At 73.5% G+C, this 15,770-nt stretch carries 16 protein-coding genes; 9 read left to right on the plus strand and 7 right to left on the minus strand.

Annotated features, from left to right (window positions below; translation table 11 throughout):
- Positions 1-20 precede the first annotated feature (20 nt).
- Positions 21-2,111 (minus strand): transketolase, encoded by a 2,091-nt coding sequence (gene tkt, locus ACRYM6_RS01095; protein WP_432540539.1) that lies wholly within the window; start codon positions 2,109-2,111, stop codon positions 21-23.
- Positions 2,112-2,503: 392 nt separating this feature from the next.
- On the opposite strand from tkt, the gene ACRYM6_RS01100 reads away from it, so the two are divergent.
- Positions 2,504-3,523, plus strand: a complete 1,020-nt coding sequence (locus ACRYM6_RS01100; RefSeq protein WP_432540540.1) for a heme o synthase — start codon at positions 2,504-2,506, stop codon at positions 3,521-3,523.
- A 284-nt stretch (positions 3,524-3,807) separates the two neighbouring features.
- Here ACRYM6_RS01100 and ACRYM6_RS01105 read toward each other — a convergent pair whose 3' ends face one another.
- Together ACRYM6_RS01105 and ACRYM6_RS01110 are read right to left on the minus strand one after the other, a co-directional pair.
- Complete coding sequence (locus ACRYM6_RS01105) at positions 3,808-4,605, minus strand: ABC transporter permease (RefSeq protein ID WP_432540541.1); 798 nt, start codon at positions 4,603-4,605, stop codon at positions 3,808-3,810.
- Positions 4,602-5,534: an ABC transporter ATP-binding protein gene (locus ACRYM6_RS01110; protein WP_432540768.1), complete on the minus strand. Its 933-nt coding sequence runs from the start codon at positions 5,532-5,534 to the stop codon at positions 4,602-4,604. The genes ACRYM6_RS01105 and ACRYM6_RS01110 overlap by 4 nt, the downstream gene beginning before the upstream one ends.
- Before the next feature lie 153 nt (positions 5,535-5,687).
- Here ACRYM6_RS01110 and ACRYM6_RS01115 point away from each other — a divergent pair, with 153 nt between their 5' ends.
- The 7 genes from ACRYM6_RS01115 (at position 5,688) to ACRYM6_RS01145 (ending at position 12,308) form a co-directional block, all read left to right on the plus strand.
- Positions 5,688-6,431 carry a helix-turn-helix transcriptional regulator gene (locus ACRYM6_RS01115; protein WP_432540542.1) on the plus strand — a complete coding sequence of 248 codons (744 nt, stop codon included), beginning with the start codon at positions 5,688-5,690 and terminating at the stop codon, positions 6,429-6,431.
- Positions 6,432-6,475: 44 nt separating this feature from the next.
- Complete coding sequence (sufB, locus tag ACRYM6_RS01120; protein WP_432540769.1) at positions 6,476-7,864, plus strand: Fe-S cluster assembly protein SufB; 1,389 nt, start codon at positions 6,476-6,478, stop codon at positions 7,862-7,864.
- Positions 7,864-9,090, plus strand: a complete 1,227-nt coding sequence (gene sufD, locus ACRYM6_RS01125) for a Fe-S cluster assembly protein SufD (protein WP_432540544.1) — start codon at positions 7,864-7,866, stop codon at positions 9,088-9,090. Before sufB ends, sufD begins: the two co-directional genes overlap by 1 nt.
- Positions 9,091-9,849: a Fe-S cluster assembly ATPase SufC gene (gene sufC, locus ACRYM6_RS01130; RefSeq protein WP_432540546.1), complete on the plus strand. Its 759-nt coding sequence runs from the start codon at positions 9,091-9,093 to the stop codon at positions 9,847-9,849.
- A gap of 28 nt (positions 9,850-9,877) precedes the next feature.
- A complete protein-coding gene (locus ACRYM6_RS01135; protein WP_106206221.1) occupies positions 9,878-10,219 on the plus strand; it encodes a metal-sulfur cluster assembly factor in 342 nt (113 codons plus the stop codon).
- A 123-nt stretch (positions 10,220-10,342) separates the two neighbouring features.
- Positions 10,343-11,941, plus strand: a complete 1,599-nt coding sequence (locus ACRYM6_RS01140) for an ABC-F family ATP-binding cassette domain-containing protein (protein ID WP_432540548.1) — start codon at positions 10,343-10,345, stop codon at positions 11,939-11,941.
- Positions 11,942-12,089: 148 nt separating this feature from the next.
- Positions 12,090-12,308: a helix-turn-helix domain-containing protein gene (locus ACRYM6_RS01145; protein ID WP_432512341.1), complete on the plus strand. Its 219-nt coding sequence runs from the start codon at positions 12,090-12,092 to the stop codon at positions 12,306-12,308.
- Positions 12,309-12,401: 93 nt separating this feature from the next.
- On the opposite strand, the gene ACRYM6_RS01150 is transcribed toward ACRYM6_RS01145, so the two are convergent.
- The 4 genes from ACRYM6_RS01150 to ACRYM6_RS01165 form a co-directional block, all read right to left on the minus strand.
- The gene (locus ACRYM6_RS01150) at positions 12,402-13,154 is read right to left on the minus strand and encodes an SDR family oxidoreductase (RefSeq protein ID WP_432540550.1); all 753 of its coding nucleotides are present in this window, start codon (positions 13,152-13,154) and stop codon (positions 12,402-12,404) included.
- 78 nt (positions 13,155-13,232) lie between these two features.
- The gene (locus ACRYM6_RS01155) at positions 13,233-14,204 is read right to left on the minus strand and encodes an SURF1 family cytochrome oxidase biogenesis protein (protein ID WP_432540551.1); all 972 of its coding nucleotides are present in this window, start codon (positions 14,202-14,204) and stop codon (positions 13,233-13,235) included.
- A 7-nt stretch (positions 14,205-14,211) separates the two neighbouring features.
- Positions 14,212-14,424, minus strand: a complete 213-nt coding sequence (locus tag ACRYM6_RS01160) for a hypothetical protein (RefSeq protein ID WP_432540771.1) — start codon at positions 14,422-14,424, stop codon at positions 14,212-14,214.
- Positions 14,425-14,582: 158 nt separating this feature from the next.
- Entirely contained in the window at positions 14,583-14,939 is a 357-nt protein-coding gene (locus ACRYM6_RS01165) for a DUF3099 domain-containing protein (protein WP_432540552.1), read from the minus strand.
- Positions 14,940-14,997: 58 nt separating this feature from the next.
- On the opposite strand from ACRYM6_RS01165, the gene fabG reads away from it, so the two are divergent.
- Positions 14,998-15,738: a 3-oxoacyl-ACP reductase FabG gene (gene fabG, locus ACRYM6_RS01170; protein ID WP_432540553.1), complete on the plus strand. Its 741-nt coding sequence runs from the start codon at positions 14,998-15,000 to the stop codon at positions 15,736-15,738.
- Positions 15,739-15,770 lie beyond the last annotated feature (32 nt).

The raw sequence follows: 15,770 nt of genomic DNA on the forward strand, positions 1-15,770 counted from the left end.
GCGGGCTCCCCGGGCACGGATCACTGCAGACCGGCGAGGGATTCCTTCGCGGCGGTCACGACCGCGGTGTCGGTCAGGCCGAACTCGCGGTACAGGTCCTGGTAGTCGGCCGAGGCGCCGTAGTGCTCGATGGAGATCGAGCGGCCGGCGTCACCGACGATGCCCTCCCAGCCGAAGGACAGCGCCGCCTCCACGGACACGCGCGCCTTGACCTGCGGCAGCAGGACGGTGTCGCGGTAGGCCTGGTCCTGCTGGAAGAACCACTCGCGGCACGGCATCGACACGACGCGGGTCGCGATGCCCTCGGCCTCGAGCTTCTCGCGCGCGGCCACGGCGATCTGCACCTCGGAACCGGTGCCGATGAGGATCACGTCGGGGGTCGCCTTGGAGCTCTCCACCAGCGTGTACGCGCCCTTGGCGACGCCCGAGGCGTCGCCCCAGCCGGGCTGCGACCGGTCGAACGTCGGCAGGTTCTGGCGCGAGAGGGCCAGCCCGGCGGGACGGTCGGTGTGGCCGAGGATCGTGCGCCAGGCCCACGCGGTCTCGTTGGCGTCACCGGGGCGGACGACGTCCAGGTCCGGGATGGCGCGCAGCGCGGCGAGGTGCTCGATCGGCTGGTGCGTCGGGCCGTCCTCGCCCAGGCCGATGGAGTCGTGCGTCCACACGAACGTCACCGGCAGCTTCATGATGGCCGCGAGCCGGACGGCCGGGCGCATGTAGTCGCTGAAGACGAGGAACGTGCCGCCGTAGGGGCGGGTCCCGCCGTGCAGCGCGATCCCGTTCAGGATCGAGCCCATGGCGTGCTCGCGGATCCCGAAGTGCAGGGTGCGGCCGTAGGGGTTGCCGTCCCAGGTCTTGGTGGTGCGGCTGGGCGGCAGGAAGGACGGCTCGCCCTTCATGGAGGTGAGGTTGGACTCGGCCAGGTCGGCCGAACCGCCCCACAGCTCCGGCAGCGTGGAGGCCAGGGCGTTGAGGACCTCACCGGACGCCTTGCGCGAGGCGATGGACTTGCCCGCCTCGAACACGGGCAGGGCGTCCTCCCAACCGGCGGGCAGGGTCCGGGTGCGGACGCGGTCGAAGAGCTCGGCGCGCTCACCGGCGCCGGAGCGCCACGCGTCGAACTGCGCCTGCCACTCCTCGTGGGCGGCCTTGCCGCGGTCGCGGGCCTGGCGGGCGAAGGCGATGACCTCGTCGGAGACCTCGAAGTCCTTCTCGGGGTCGAACCCGAGGACCTCCTTGGTGGCCTTGACCTCGGCCTCGCCGAGCGCGGACCCGTGCGACTTGCCGGTGTTCTGCAGGTTCGGCGCCGGGTAGGCGATGATCGTGCGCAGCTGGATGAAGGACGGCTTGCCGGTCTCGGCCTTCGCGGCCTCGATCGCGGCGTGCAGGGCGTGCACGTCCTCGGTGTAGGGGCCCTCGCCGCCGTTGGTCCAGTCGACGGTCTGGACGTGCCACCCGTAGGCCTCGTACCGCTTGGCGGTGTCCTCGGCCAGGGCGATCGCGGTGTCGTCCTCGATGGAGATGTGGTTCTGGTCGTAGATGACGACCAGGTTGCCCAGCTCCTGCACCCCGGCGATGGCCGAGGCCTCGGAGGTCACGCCCTCCTCGATGTCGCCGTCGGAGGCCAGCACGTAGATGTGGTGGTCGAACGGGCTGGTGCCGGGGGCGGCCTCGGGGTCGAACAGGCCGCGCTCGCGCCGGGCGGCCATCGCCATCCCGACGGCCGAGGACAGGCCCTGGCCCAGCGGGCCGGTCGTCATCTCGACACCGGCGGTGTGGCCGTGCTCGGGGTGGCCGGGGGTCTTCGAACCCCACTTGCGCAGCGCCTTGAGGTCGTCCAGCTCCAGGCCGTAGCCGGCGAGGTAGAGCTGGATGTAGAGCGTCAGGCTGGAGTGCCCGCAGGACAGCACGAAGCGGTCCCGGCCGACCCAGTCGGGGTCGGAGGGGTCCTGACGCAGCATCTTCTGGAACAACAGGTACGCCACCGGTGCCAGGCTCATCGCGGTACCGGGGTGCCCGTTGCCGGCGCGCTGCACGGCGTCCATCGCCAGGACGCGGACGGTGTCCACCGTCTTCGTGTCGAGATCGCTCCACTCGAGGGGCTGGCTCACGTGTCTCCTCCCGTGCGAACCAGCTGACCGACCAACGCCCGGATGGCGGTGGGGGACCGGCCGTGGTCCGCTCTCTTCGTCTCCGTCGCGCGCCGGGCCCCTGCGTGGTGGACCGGCGTCCGAGGCGTTCGTGTGCGGTGCGGCTCCCGCCGTGGTCCGGCCCGCGGGCCGGGTCCGACGGTGTGGGGCACGTCACCACAGGTGAGCCTACTCGCAGGGGGCCGGGCCGCAGCCGGGCAGGGGTGGCGCGCCCGCCGGACCCGGTCCCGGAGGGGCCCGCGCGGGCCCCGCCGGGGCTCGCGGGGGGCCGCGCGGCGCACCACCGGATACGACACTGCGTAGCAGAGGCGTAAGCTCTGACCTGCCCGCTGCCGCCTCGCCCCGAGGACACTGTGACCGTCGCCGACCCGCGTCTCCCCGACGCCCCTGCGCACTCCCGGACCAGCTTGCTGGGCCGCCGCCGCAGCGGGCGCCCTCCCCGCTTCCCCCGGGCCGCCGCCTACGTCGCGCTCACCAAGCCCCGCATCGTCGAGCTGCTGCTCATCACGACGATCCCGGTCATGCTCTTCGCGGCCGACGGGCTGCCCTCGGGCTGGCTCATCCTGACGACCTTCGTCGGGGGCGCGCTGGCCGCGGGCTGCGCCAACACCCTGAACTGCTACTTCGACCGCGACATCGACGCGCTCATGAAGCGCACGGCGAACCGGCCGCTGGTGACGGGCGCGGTGACGCCGAACCAGGCGCTCGTGTTCGCCGCGGTGCTCGGGGTCACCTCCACCGCGCTGTTCCTGGCCTTCGTCAACGTGCTGTCGGCGGCCCTGGCGCTGGGCGCGATCGTGCTCTACGTGGTGGGCTACACGCTGCTGCTCAAGCGCCGCACCTCCCAGAACATCGTCTGGGGCGGGGTGGCCGGGTGCATGCAGGTGCTCATCGGCTGGACGGCGGTGACGGGCTCGCTGAGCTGGGCCCCGTTCGTCCTGTTCGGCGTCATCTTCCTGTGGACCCCGCCGCACTACTGGCCGCTGTCGGTGCGCTACCGCGAGGACTACGCGAACGCGGGCGTGCCGATGCTGCCGGTCGTCGCGAAGCCGACCACGGTCTCGCGGCAGATCGTCGCCTACACGGTGGCGATGGTCCTGTGCTCGCTGCTGCTGGTGCCGCTGGGCGGGGCCGGGGTCGTGTACGGCGTCGCCGCGCTGGTCCTCGGGCTGGTGTTCCTCGGGCAGACGGTCGGGCTGCACCGGCGGGCGAGCCGCTTCGAGCGCGAGACCGGCGGGCAGGACGCCGGGACGGTGGAGCAGCTGCGGCGCATCTCGCCGATGGGTGTGTTCCACGGCTCGATCACCTACCTGACGCTGCTGTCGATCGCCGTGGCCGTCGACCCGTTCGCGAAGGTCGCCTGGCCCTTCTGAGGCCCCCGCCGCACGACCCGGACCCCTCTCCGCACCACCGCGGGGAGGGGTCCGTCGCGTCCGGGCGCCCTGGCGCCGCCGGCTGGGGCGGCCGGTCCGGGCGGGGGAGCGACCACTGCCGTCGCGGGGGGCGGGACCACCCGCGGGACCGGCCGACCGCTGCGGCGGGGGCGTCGGCCGAACACCGCAGCGGCCGGTCGCGGGCGGGGCGGGTCAGCGCCCGGGCGGCGGTGCGGACGGGCGCGCACCGGTGCCCGGGACGGCCGGCCCGGCGACCGGGGCGCTCACTCCCAGCGGAACCAGCGCGCGCAGGCCAGGGCGCACGCCGCGGCCCAGGCGGCCAGGACGAGCAGGGGGCCGGCTGTCACGGTGCCGGTGGCCAGGGCCTCGCGCACGGCCGTCCCCAGGGCCCCGGAGGGCAGCAGGTCGCTCACCGGCGCCAGCGGGGACGGCAGCACCAGGCCCCCGCCGGCCAGCAGGAGCACCCAGACGAAGTTCGCCACGGCCAGGGTGCCTTCGGCGCGCACGGTGCCCGCCAGCAGCAGCCCGAGCGCGGTGAACGCGGCGATCCCGAGCAGCAGCGCGGGCACGGCCGCGAGCGCGCCGGCGGTGGGGGACCAGCCCAGGGGCAGCGCGATCGCGGCCAGCACCAGGACCTGCACGACGACGAGGCCGCCGACGGCGAGGACCTTGCCGGCCAGCAGCCCCGAACGCCCCAGCGGGGACGTGGCGAGCAGCCGCAGGACGCCGTTGCGCCGGTCGAAGCCGGTCCCGATGGCCTGCCCGGTGAACGCGGTGGACACCACGGCCAGGGCCAGCACCCCGCCCAGGGCGAGGGAGGGCCGGTCCCCGGCGCCGAGGTCGAGGGAGCCGACGCGGGTGACGCCCACGAGGACGAGGGCGGGCAGCACCAGGGTCAGCAGCAGCTGCTCGCCGTTGCGCAGGGCCACCTTGGCCTCGAAGGCGGCCTGCCGCAGCACCCGCGCGGTCCAGGGGGCGGCGGTGCCGGCGGGGGTGAGGTCCAGCGCGGCGCCGTCCGCGGGGGCGGCGGGGTCCGTCGCGGGGTTCGTCGCGGGGTTCACCGCAGGGTCCTCCCGGTCAGGTCGAGGAAGACGTCCTCCAGGGTGCGGCGCACCGGCCCGACCCCCTCGGCGAGGACGTCGTGCGAGGCGCACCAGTTCGTCACGGTGGCCACCACCCGCGGGTCGACCTCGATCCCGCTGACGCAGTAGCGGCCGGCTTCGACCTCGCTGACCTCGGCGCCGACGGGCAGCGCGCGGGCCAGGGCGGCGGTGGGCAGGCCGGGGCGGGAGCGGAAGCTGAGCGAGGCCGGGCCGCGGGTGAGCTCCTCGGGGGAGCCGCAGGCCACGACGCGGCCGTGGTCGACGACGACGACCTCGTCGGCCAGCCGCTCGGCCTCCTCCATGAGGTGGGTGGTGAGCACGACGGCGACCCCGGCGGCACGGGCCTGCCGCACGACGTCCCACACGGCCAGCCGGGCCTGCGGGTCGAGCCCGGCGCTGGGCTCGTCGAGGAAGACGAGCTCGGGCCGGCCGACGAGGGCGCAGGCCACGGCGAGCCGCTGCCGCTGGCCGCCGGACAGGCGCCGGACGCGGGTGCGGGCGAAGGAGGTGAGCCCCAGGCGCTGGGCGAGGGCGGCTACGTCGAGCGGGTGGGTGTGCAGGGAGGCGATGTGCCGCAGCGCCTCCAGCGCCCCCACGCCGGTGGGCAGCCCGCCGTCCTGGAGCATCACCCCGACCCGCGGGCGCAGCGCGGCGGCGTCGGCGACGGGGTCCAGCCCCAGCACGCGGACGGTGCCGGAGTCGGCGCGGCGCAGCCCCTCGCAGATGGCGACGGTGGTGGTCTTGCCGGCGCCGTTGGGCCCGAGCAGGGCGGTGACGCGACCGCGGGCGGCGCGGAAGGACAGGCCGTCCAGGACGGGGGCACCGCCGGGGTAGGCCTTGCGCAGGCCGGCGACCTCGACCGCCGCGGTGGTGTCCACGTCGAGCATCGTCGCGGGTGAGGGGGAGCCGAGCGCCACGGGGGCGAGTCTACGAGGAACGGTAGTAGGCGGCGGACCGGTCGCGGGGGCGGCTGGGATCTGCGCCGGCAATTAGGTAACATGGATGTTGTGGAATTGGTGAGGACGTCCTTACCTCCCGGGATGCCCCGGGGGGTGAGCCCGGACGAGGCGCGCACGCGGACCCGCGTGCGCACCACCGTCGCCGAGCTCGGGCCCGTCACCGCCGCCCGCATCGCCGACCTGCTCGGGCTGACCGGCCCGGCGGTCCGCCGCCACCTCGACGCGATGGTCGCCGACGGCGTCGTCGAGGCGCGCGACCCGCGCCCGGACGCCCGCCGGGGCCGCGGCCGCCCGGCCAAGGAGTACGTCATCGGCTCGGCCGGTCACGACGACCTGCCGTCGGGTTACGACGAGCTCGCGCTCACGGCGCTGCGGTACCTGGCCCAGGCGCTGGGGCCCGAGGCCGTCACCGACTTCGCCCGGCAGCGTTTCGCCGCGCTGGAGGAGTCCCTGCCCGGGCTCACCGGGCCGCTGCCCGAACGGGTCGAGGCCCTCGTGCAGGCCCTGGCCGACCAGGGGTTCTCGGCCAGCTCCCGGCCCGTCGCGCAGGGAACACCGGCCGAGGGTCTGCAGTTGTGCCAAGGGCACTGCCCGGTCCAGAAGGTCGCCGAGGAGTTCCCGCAGCTGTGCGAGGCCGAGCGGCGGACCTTCGAGAACGTCCTGGGGACCCGTGTGCAACGGTTGGCGACGCTCGCCCACGGCGACCACGTCTGCACCACCTTCGTCCCCCTGGAACAGGTCAGGCCCCCGGCCCGGCCCCCCGCACCGTCAGACCAGCAGGACCGTCAGCACGCTCAGCACGCCACGGAAGGACGACGACTGTGACCGACACCGTCTCCGAGAACGCCACCACCGCGGGTCCGCCCGAACTGGAGGGCCTCGGCAAGTACCAGTACGGCTGGGCGGACTCCGACACCGCCGGTTCGTCGGCCCGTCGCGGCCTGTCCGAGGACGTCGTGCGCGACATCTCGGCGAAGAAGTCCGAGCCCGAGTGGATGCTCGCGCTGCGCCTGAAGGCCCTGCGCCTGTTCGGCCGCAAGCCCATGCCGGACTGGGGCTCGGACCTGTCGGGGATCGACTTCGACAACATCAAGTACTTCGTGCGGTCCACGGAGAAGCAGGCGACCAGCTGGGACGAGCTGCCCGAGGACATCAAGAACACCTACGACCGGCTCGGCATCCCCGAGGCCGAGAAGCAGCGCCTCATCGCCGGCGTCGCGGCCCAGTACGAGTCCGAGGTCGTCTACCACCAGATCCGCGAGGACCTGGAGGAGAAGGGCGTCATCTTCGTCGACACCGACACCGGGCTGCGCGAGCACGAGGAGCTCTTCAAGGAGTACTTCGGCACCGTCATCCCGGTCGGGGACAACAAGTTCGCCTCGCTGAACACCGCGGTGTGGTCCGGCGGCTCGTTCATCTACGTCCCCAAGGGCGTCCACGTCGACATCCCGCTGCAGGCCTACTTCCGGATCAACACCGAGAACATGGGCCAGTTCGAGCGGACGCTGATCATCGCCGACGAGGGCTCGTACGTGCACTACGTCGAGGGCTGCACCGCGCCGATCTACCAGAGCGACTCGCTGCACTCCGCGGTCGTGGAGATCGTCGTCAAGAAGAACGCCCGCGTGCGGTACACGACCATCCAGAACTGGTCGAACAACGTCTACAACCTGGTCACCAAGCGCGCCACGGCCGCCGAGGGCGCGACCATGGAGTGGATCGACGGGAACATCGGGTCCAAGGTCACGATGAAGTACCCGGCCGTCTACCTCATGGGCGAGCACGCCAAGGGCGAGACGCTGTCCATCGCCATGGCCGGTGAGGGCCAGCACCAGGACGCCGGCGCCAAGATGGTGCACGCCGCCCCGCACACCGCGAGCTCGATCGTGTCCAAGTCGATCGCCCGCGGCGGGGGCCGCACCTCCTACCGGGGCCTGATCCAGGTCCTCGAGGGCGCCCACCACTCGGCCTCCACGGTGCGCTGCGACGCCCTGCTGGTCGACACCATCTCCCGGTCGGACACCTACCCCTACAACGACATCCGCGAGGACGACGTCGTCATGGGGCACGAGGCCACGGTCTCGAAGGTCTCCGACGACCAGCTCTTCTACCTCATGAGCCGCGGCATGGCCGAGGACGAGGCCATGGCCATGATCGTGCGCGGGTTCATCGAGCCCGTCGCCCGCGAGCTGCCCATGGAGTACGCGCTGGAACTGAACCGCCTGATCGAGCTGCAGATGGAAGGGGCCGTCGGCTGATGACCCTGGTCAACGAAGAGACCACCGCCTCCGCGCCGGGCACCCGCACCGGCACCGCGGACACCTCCGGGGCGCACACGCACGGCGGGCCCGTCGTGCCCGACGCCTCTCGCGCCGCGCGGGCGACGTCCTTCGACGTCGCCGACTTCCCGGTCCCCACCGGCCGGGAGGAGGAGTGGAAGTTCTCCCCGCTGCACGACCTCGCGCCGCTGTTCGACACCGACGGCCCGGCCCGCTCGGCCGCCGTCGAGGTCAGCGCGCCGGACGTCGTCGAGCACGTCAGCGGCACCCCGGCCGAGGTCGGCGCGGGCACCGCGTTCGTGCCCGGCGACCGCGCCGCCGCGGCCGGCTGGGCTGGCACCGACGTGGCGCACCGGATCAGCGTCCCGGCCGAGGCCGAGCTGACCGAGCCCGTCGTGGTGACCGTGCGGGGCGAGACCGGGACGACCACCTCCGGGCACCTGGTCGTCGAGACGGGCCACCACGCCAAGGCCCTCGTCGTCGTCTCCCACCTCGGGGGTGGTGCGCACCGCGGCAACGTCGAGGTCCGCGCCGGCGACGGCTCCGACCTGACGGTCGTCAGCCTGCAGGAGTGGGACGCCGACGCGCTGCACGTCGGGCAGCAGGACGTGCGGGTGGGGCGTGACGCGCGCGTGCGCCACATCGTCGTCACCCTCGGCGGCAAGGCGGTGCGCGTCTCGGCGAACATCTCCTACGCCGCCCCCGGTGGCGACGCGACCGCGCTCGGCGTGTACTTCGCCGGCGCCGGCCAGCACTCCGAGCACCGCCAGTTCGTCGACCACACGGCCGTCAGCTGCAAGAGCTACGTCGAGTACAAGGGCGCCCTGCAGGGCGAGTCCGCGCACGCGGTGTGGATCGGCGACGTGCTCATCCGCGCCAGCGCCGAGGGCACCGAGACGTACGAGCTGAACCGCAACCTGGTCCTGACCGACGGCGCCCGCGCCGACTCGGTGCCGAACCTGGAGATCGAGACCGGCGAGATCGTCGGCGCCGGGCACGCCAGCGCCACGGGCCGCTTCGACGACGAGCAGCTGTTCTACCTGCAGTCGCGCGGCATCAGCGCCGAGGAGGCCCGCCGCCTGGTCGTGCGCGGGTTCTTCGCCAGCATCGTCGAGAAGATCGGGATCGACGAGATCTCGTCCCGACTCATGACCACCATCGAGGCCCGACTGGCCGACGTGACCAAGCCTGCCGAGGAGAACTGAATGTCCACCCTGGAGATCCGCGACCTGCACGTGACGGTCGACGAGGCGGACGGGTCGGTGAAGGAGATCCTGCGCGGGGTCGACCTGACCATCAACTCCGGTGAGGTCCACGCCGTCATGGGCCCCAACGGCTCGGGCAAGTCGACGCTGGCGTACTCCATCGCCGGGCACCCCAAGTACACCGTTACCGGTGGCTCGGTCACCCTCGACGGCGAGGACGTCCTGGAGATGAGCGTCGACGAGCGCGCCCGCGCCGGGATGTTCCTGGCCATGCAGTACCCCGTCGAGGTCCCCGGCGTCACGGTCTCGAACTTCCTGCGCACGGCCAAGACCGCGATCGACGGCGAGGCGCCCAAGCTGCGCACCTGGGTCAAGGACGTCAAGCAGGCGATGGACGACCTGCGGATGGACTCCTCGTTCTCCGAGCGCAACGTCAACGAGCACTTCTCCGGCGGGGAGAAGAAGCGGCACGAGATCCTGCAGATGGAGCTCCTGAAGCCGAAGTTCGCGATCCTCGACGAGACCGACTCCGGCCTCGACGTCGACGCCCTCAAGATCGTCTCCGAGGGCGTGAACCGGTCGCTGGCCTCGGTCAACCCCGGTGTCCTGCTCATCACGCACTACACGCGGATCCTGCGGTACATCAAGCCCGACTTCGTCCACGTGTTCGTGGGCGGCAAGGTCGCCGAGCAGGGCGGCCCGGAGCTGGCCGACGCGCTCGAGGAGTCCGGCTACGACCGGTTCCTCACCCCCGCCTGAGACCCCGACCCCCAGTGGAGGACACACCGTGAGCGAGACCACCGCAGCGAGCGGTCCGACCCCGGCGGCGCTGGCCGACGTCGAGGAGGCGCTCAAGGACGTCGTGGACCCCGAGCTGGGGATCAACGTCGTCGACCTCGGGCTGATCTACGGCCTGACCGTCTCCGACGACAACGTCGCGACGATCGACATGACGCTGACCAGCGCGGCCTGCCCGCTGACCGACGTCATCGAGGACCAGACCGCCCAGGCCCTGACCGACGTGGTGGCCGACCACCGCATCAACTGGGTGTGGATGCCGCCGTGGGGCCCGGAGAAGATCACCGACGACGGGCGCGAGCAGCTGCGCGCGCTCGGCTTCAACGTCTGACGCGACCCCGGCCGACCAGGCCCTGCGCAGGCCCCCCGGGACGTCGTCCCGGGGGGCCTGCTGCCGTCCGCCCGTAGACTGGGACCCCACCCGTCCCGTTCGTGAAGTGAGAGCTGCCCTCCCGTGATCGTCGCCACCGACATCGAACTGCGCGCAGGAGCCCGACTCCTGATGGAGGGGGTCAACTTCCGGGTCGCCGCGGGCGACCGGATCGGTCTGGTCGGGCGCAACGGCGCCGGCAAGACGACGCTGACGAAGGTCCTGGCCGGGGAGGCGCAGCCGGCAGGCGGGACGGTGACCCGTTCGGGGGAGATCGGCTACCTGCCGCAGGACCCGCGCGCGGGGGACCCCGAGATGCTGGCGCGCGACCGCATCCTGGCCGCCCGCGGCCTGGACGCCGTCGTCGCGAAGCTGCGCCGGGCCGAGGTCGACATGGCCAGCGACGACCCCCGCGTCCGCGACAAGGCGATGGACCGCTACACCAAGCTCGACGCGCGGTTCGTCGCGCTCGGCGGGTACACGGCCGAGTCCGAGGCCGCGCGCATCTGCGCCAACCTCAACCTGCCCGACCGCATCCTGGACCAGCAGCTGAAGACCCTCTCCGGGGGGCAGCGCCGCCGCGTCGAGCTGGCGCGGATCCTGTTCTCGCACAGCGAGACCCTGCTGCTGGACGAGCCGACCAACCACCTCGACGCCGACTCGATCACCTGGCTGCGCGAGCACCTGAGGAACTACGCCGGCGGGCTCATCGTCATCAGCCACGACGTCGAGCTGCTCGAGGTCGTCGTCAACCGCGTCTTCCACCTCGACGCCAACCGCGCCACGATCGACCTGTACAACGTGGGCTGGAAGAACTACCTCAAGCAGCGCGAGACCGACGAGAAGCGCCGCGTCCGCGAGCGCGCCAACGCCGAGAAGAAGGCCGGGACGCTGCTGCTGCAGGCCGCGAAGATGGGCGCGAAGGCGACCAAGGCCGTCGCGGCGCAGAACATGGCCAAGCGGGCCGAGAAGCTGCTGGGGGACCTGGAGGACGTCCGCGTCCAGGACAAGGTCGCCAAGCTGCGCTTCCCCAAGCCGGCGCCGTGCGGCAAGACGCCGCTGATGGCCTCGGGGCTGAGCAAGTCCTACGGCTCCCTGGAGATCTTCACCGCCGTCGACCTGGCCATCGACCGCGGCAGCCGCGTGGTGATCCTCGGGCTCAACGGCGCCGGGAAGACGACGCTGCTGCGGATGCTGGGCGGCGTCGAGCAGCCCGACACCGGCGAGATCATCGGCGGCCACGGGGTGAAGATCGGCTACTACGCGCAGGAGCACGAGACCCTCGACCACGACCGCACGGTCCTGGAGAACATGCGCTCGGCCTCGCCGGACCTGGACGACACCCGGGTGCGGACGGTGCTGGGCTCGTTCCTGTTCTCCGGCGACGACGTCGACAAGCCCGCCGGGGTCCTCTCGGGCGGGGAGAAGACGCGGCTGGCGCTGGCCACCCTCGTCGTCTCCAGCGCCAACGTCCTGCTGCTGGACGAGCCGACGAACAACCTCGACCCCGCCTCGCGGGCGGAGATCCTCGACGCGCTGAAGCACTACGAGGGCGCCGTCGTGCTCGTGACGCACGACGAGGGCGCCGTGGAGGCGCTGGGGCCCGAGCGCGTCGTGCTGCTGCCCGACGGCGTGGAGGACCTGTGGAACGCCTCCTACGCCGAGCTGGTCTCGCTGGCCTGACCCGCACGCGCCCGGGACCCGCTCCTGCCGGTACGGGGGCCCGGAACCCGTTCCGGGGGCGCGCGACGGCGTTCGAGTGGCCAGGACGGCCCGACGTGGTGACCATGGAGGGGGTTTCAGGTCCGCGACGACACTGGAGGAGGTCGGGGTGACCGAGACGATCAAACGGGGGACCCGGTTGAGCGGCACGGAGCGCGAGCAGCTCGCCGACGAGCTGTCGAAGGGGTACGCGGAGGGCAAGAGCATCCGCGCGCTGGCCGAGGAGACGGGGCGGTCCTACGGGTTCGTGCACCGGCTCCTGAGCGAGAACGACGTCACGCTGCGCAGTCGGGGTGGCGCCACGCGCGGCAAGGCCCGCCAGGCCTGAGCGGCGCGCGGACCGGGGGCACCGCGGCCCCCGGTCCGCGCGGCGCGACCTCGCCCCGGCTCCCGGGGCGGCCGGGCGCAGCGGCCCGCACGCTCACAGCGACCGGTCGGTGCCACCGTCCACGGTGAGCGAGGCGCCGGTGATGTAGCTGGCGGCCGGGGACAGCAGGAACACGGCGGCGCGGGCGAACTCGTCGGGCAGCCCGACGCGCCGCAGCGGGATGGTGTCGAGCAGGTCGCTGGCGACCTCGTCGCCGTCCTCGTACTCCAGCGGCGAGCTGGAGTCGACGTGCCCGGCGAGCAGGTTGTTGATGCGGACCCCCCGCGGGCCGAGCTCGTCGGCCAGGGCCTTGGCGGCCATGGCCAGCCCTGGGCGCAGGCCGTTGGCCACCCCCGCGTCCATGACGGGCCGGCGCACGGTGCTGGACAGCAGCAGGACCATCGAGGCGCCCTCGCCGGTGGCGGCCTTGCCGACGGACCGGGCCAGCCGCAGCGGGCCGAGCAGGCTGGACTCGAACGCCTCGCGCCAGGCCCCGTCGGCGGCCTCCAGGACCGAGGAGGTGGGCGGGGCGCCGCAGGAGATGACCGCTCCGTCCAGCCGGCCGAAGCGGGCGTTGGCGGCGGCCACCAGGCGCGTCTCGGTGCCGGGGTCGGAGATCTCCCCGGGGACCAGCAGCTGGCGGGAGGGGTCGCCGATGCTGGGGGCCACCGCGGCCAGTTCCTCCTCGTCGGCGGCGTGCAGCACGAGCAGGGCGCCCTCGTCGGCGAGGACCCTCGCGCAGGCGAGCCCCAGACCGGTCGATGCACCCGAGACGACGTACACGCGGTCAGTGAGGCCCAAGTCCATGCGCCTATTGTTGCGCAGAGTGGCCGATGCGACACACAGCATGATCGCGTACACCCGGACGGGCGAACGACGGGTGACTCACCCCCGGCGCGCCGGATCGACCCCCGCGTCGAGCTCGGCGTCCTCGGCCGCCTCGTCGGCCCCCTCCCGCCGGCGCCGGCGGGCCGGGCGCGGCGCCGGGGCGGGGACGGCGGCCTCGGGCGGCGGCCCACCCGCGGCGGCGCCGGAGGCACCCGCGACGGCGCCGGGGGAGGCGGCCGGCGCGACCGGCGACTGCCCCTCGCGCCGGGCTTGCAGCTCGCGCCGGCCCGCGACGACCCACACGACGAACGCGGTGAGCGCGAACCCGAACCACTGCACGGTGTACGCCAGGTGCGGTCCCTCGTCCACGGCCGGCCGGGCCGGGCGGACGGGGGCCAGCGCGGGAGCGGGGGTCTCCGAGGCCAGCACGGCGTAGGCGTCCAGGACGGTCGGCGGCCCGTCCCCGGCGCCCCGCGCGGCGGGGAGGGCCCCGGAGACGGCGCGGGTGACGCTGTCGCGGGCGATCGAGGTCACCTGCCCCGCGGGGACCTGCCCGCGCCTGTCCGCCTCCCAGGACCGCAGCCGGGCCACCACGGTGACCTCGCCGTCGGGGACGGCCGGGACGGTGTCGGGTCGTTCGGCCGAGCCCTGCCCGCCGGGCAGCCAGCCCCGGTCGACGACCAGGACGGTGCCGTCGTCCAGCACGAGCGGGACCAGCACCTCGTAGCCGAACTGGTCGTCCAGCGGCCGGTTGCGCACCAGGACCGTCGCCTCGGGGGCGTAGCGGCCGCTGACCTGCACGGGCGTCCACACCCGGTCCGGGTCCAGCCCGGCCCCGGCGGGCAGGACGGTGGACACCTCGGCGGGGCGGTCGTCGTAGTTCTGGACCAGGGGGGCGTTCGCGGCCAGCCGGTCCTCGCGGCGCAGCCACTGCCAGCGCCCCAGGGCGCAGCAGACCAGGGCGACGAGCACCGCCACGGCCAGCCCCCGCAGCCACCGGGGTTCACGCAGGAGCCGCAGGACACTCACGGGGCGCTCACGCGCGCAACTGTGCCACCTCGACGACCTCGCGCAGGAACCCCCGGGCACCGAGGAACTGGGAGAGGTGCTCGCGGTGCTCGGCGCACGCCAGCCACGTCTTGCGGCGGTCGGGGGTGTGCAGGCTGGGGTTGTTCCACCGCAGCCCGAAGTCGGCCTCGTGGGTGCACCCGCGGGCGCTGCACACCAGGTCGGAGGGGGGCTCGTGCAGGGAGGTGGCCGCCGGGGACGGCGAGGCGGCGGACGTGCCCGGGTGTTCCTCGGGAGGTTCCACGCCGCCAGTCTCGCACCGCGGGCGCGGCTGACCAAGCCGTGAACGGCACCTGTCCGGCGGCTGTCCGGGGACCGCCCCCGCGGTGGCCCGGACCGTCAGTCGTCGTCGCGGGGGGAGTGGATCGAGGTGATCCGCGCCTCCAGGGCCGGCAGCTGCGCCGGCGGCCGCTGGGCGGGCGGGGTGAGGTCGAAGCTCTCCGGGGCCGCCGAGCGCGACTCCCGCCCGGCGTTGGCGAGCAGGACGGCCACGTAGGGCAGGAACACCGCCCCGGCGATGAACAGCCACCGCGTCCAGTGGTCGATGAAGGCGAAGCAGAGGAAGCAGGCGGTGCGGACGAGCATGGAGACCACGTACTTGCGGTAGCGCACGCCGAGGTCGTCGGTGTGGGAGGTGGGGGCCGCGGTGATCCGGTAGGCCCCCTCGTCGTGCTGCGGGGTTCGCTGGTCATGCACTCAACAACGGTACGCCCGCACGTCGCCCGGCGCCCCCGATGCGTTAGCTTCGGCCCTCGTGACGATCGACACCCCCAGCCAGAGCCCGACCCCGACGCCCGAGCCCCGCAGCGTCCTGGTGACCGGCGGCAACCGAGGCATCGGCCTGGCCGTGGCCCGCGCCTTCGCGGCCGCCGGCGACCGGGTCGCCGTGACGCACCGGTCGGGGGAGGCGCCGGCCGGGCTGTTCGGCGTGCGGGCCGACGTGACCGACCCGGCGTCGCTGGACGCGGCGTTCGCCGCCGTCGAGGCCGAGCAGGGCGCGGTGCAGGTCCTGGTGGCCAACGCGGGCACCAACCGCGACCAGCTGCTGATGCGGATGAGCGACGAGGACTTCGACACCGTCCTGGACGCCAACCTCGCCGGGGCGTGGCGGGTGGCGCGCCGCGCGGTGCGCGGCATGGTGCGCGCCAAGCACGGCCGCATCATCTTCATGTCCTCGGTCGTGGGCCTGTACGGCTCGCCCGGGCAGACCAACTACGCCGCCTCGAAGTCGGGGATGATCGGGCTGGCCCGGTCCATCGCCCGCGAGCTGGGCGGGCGGGGCATCACCGCGAACGTCATCGCCCCGGGGTTCATCGACACCGACATGACCCGGGAGCTGCCCGAGGCGACCCAGGCCGACTACCGCGGTCGCATCCCGGCCGGCCGCTTCGGCGACGTCGACGACATCGCGCAGGCCGCGCTGTTCCTGGCCGGGGCCGGGTACGTCAACGGGGCGGTGCTGCCCGTCGACGGCGGCCTGGGCATGGGGCACTGAGTGGCGCCGTCCGGGGGGCGCAAGCTCGCCCT

The organism is Kineococcus rugosus (assembly GCF_050871975.1).
GTDB lineage: Bacteria > Actinomycetota > Actinomycetes > Actinomycetales > Kineococcaceae > Kineococcus.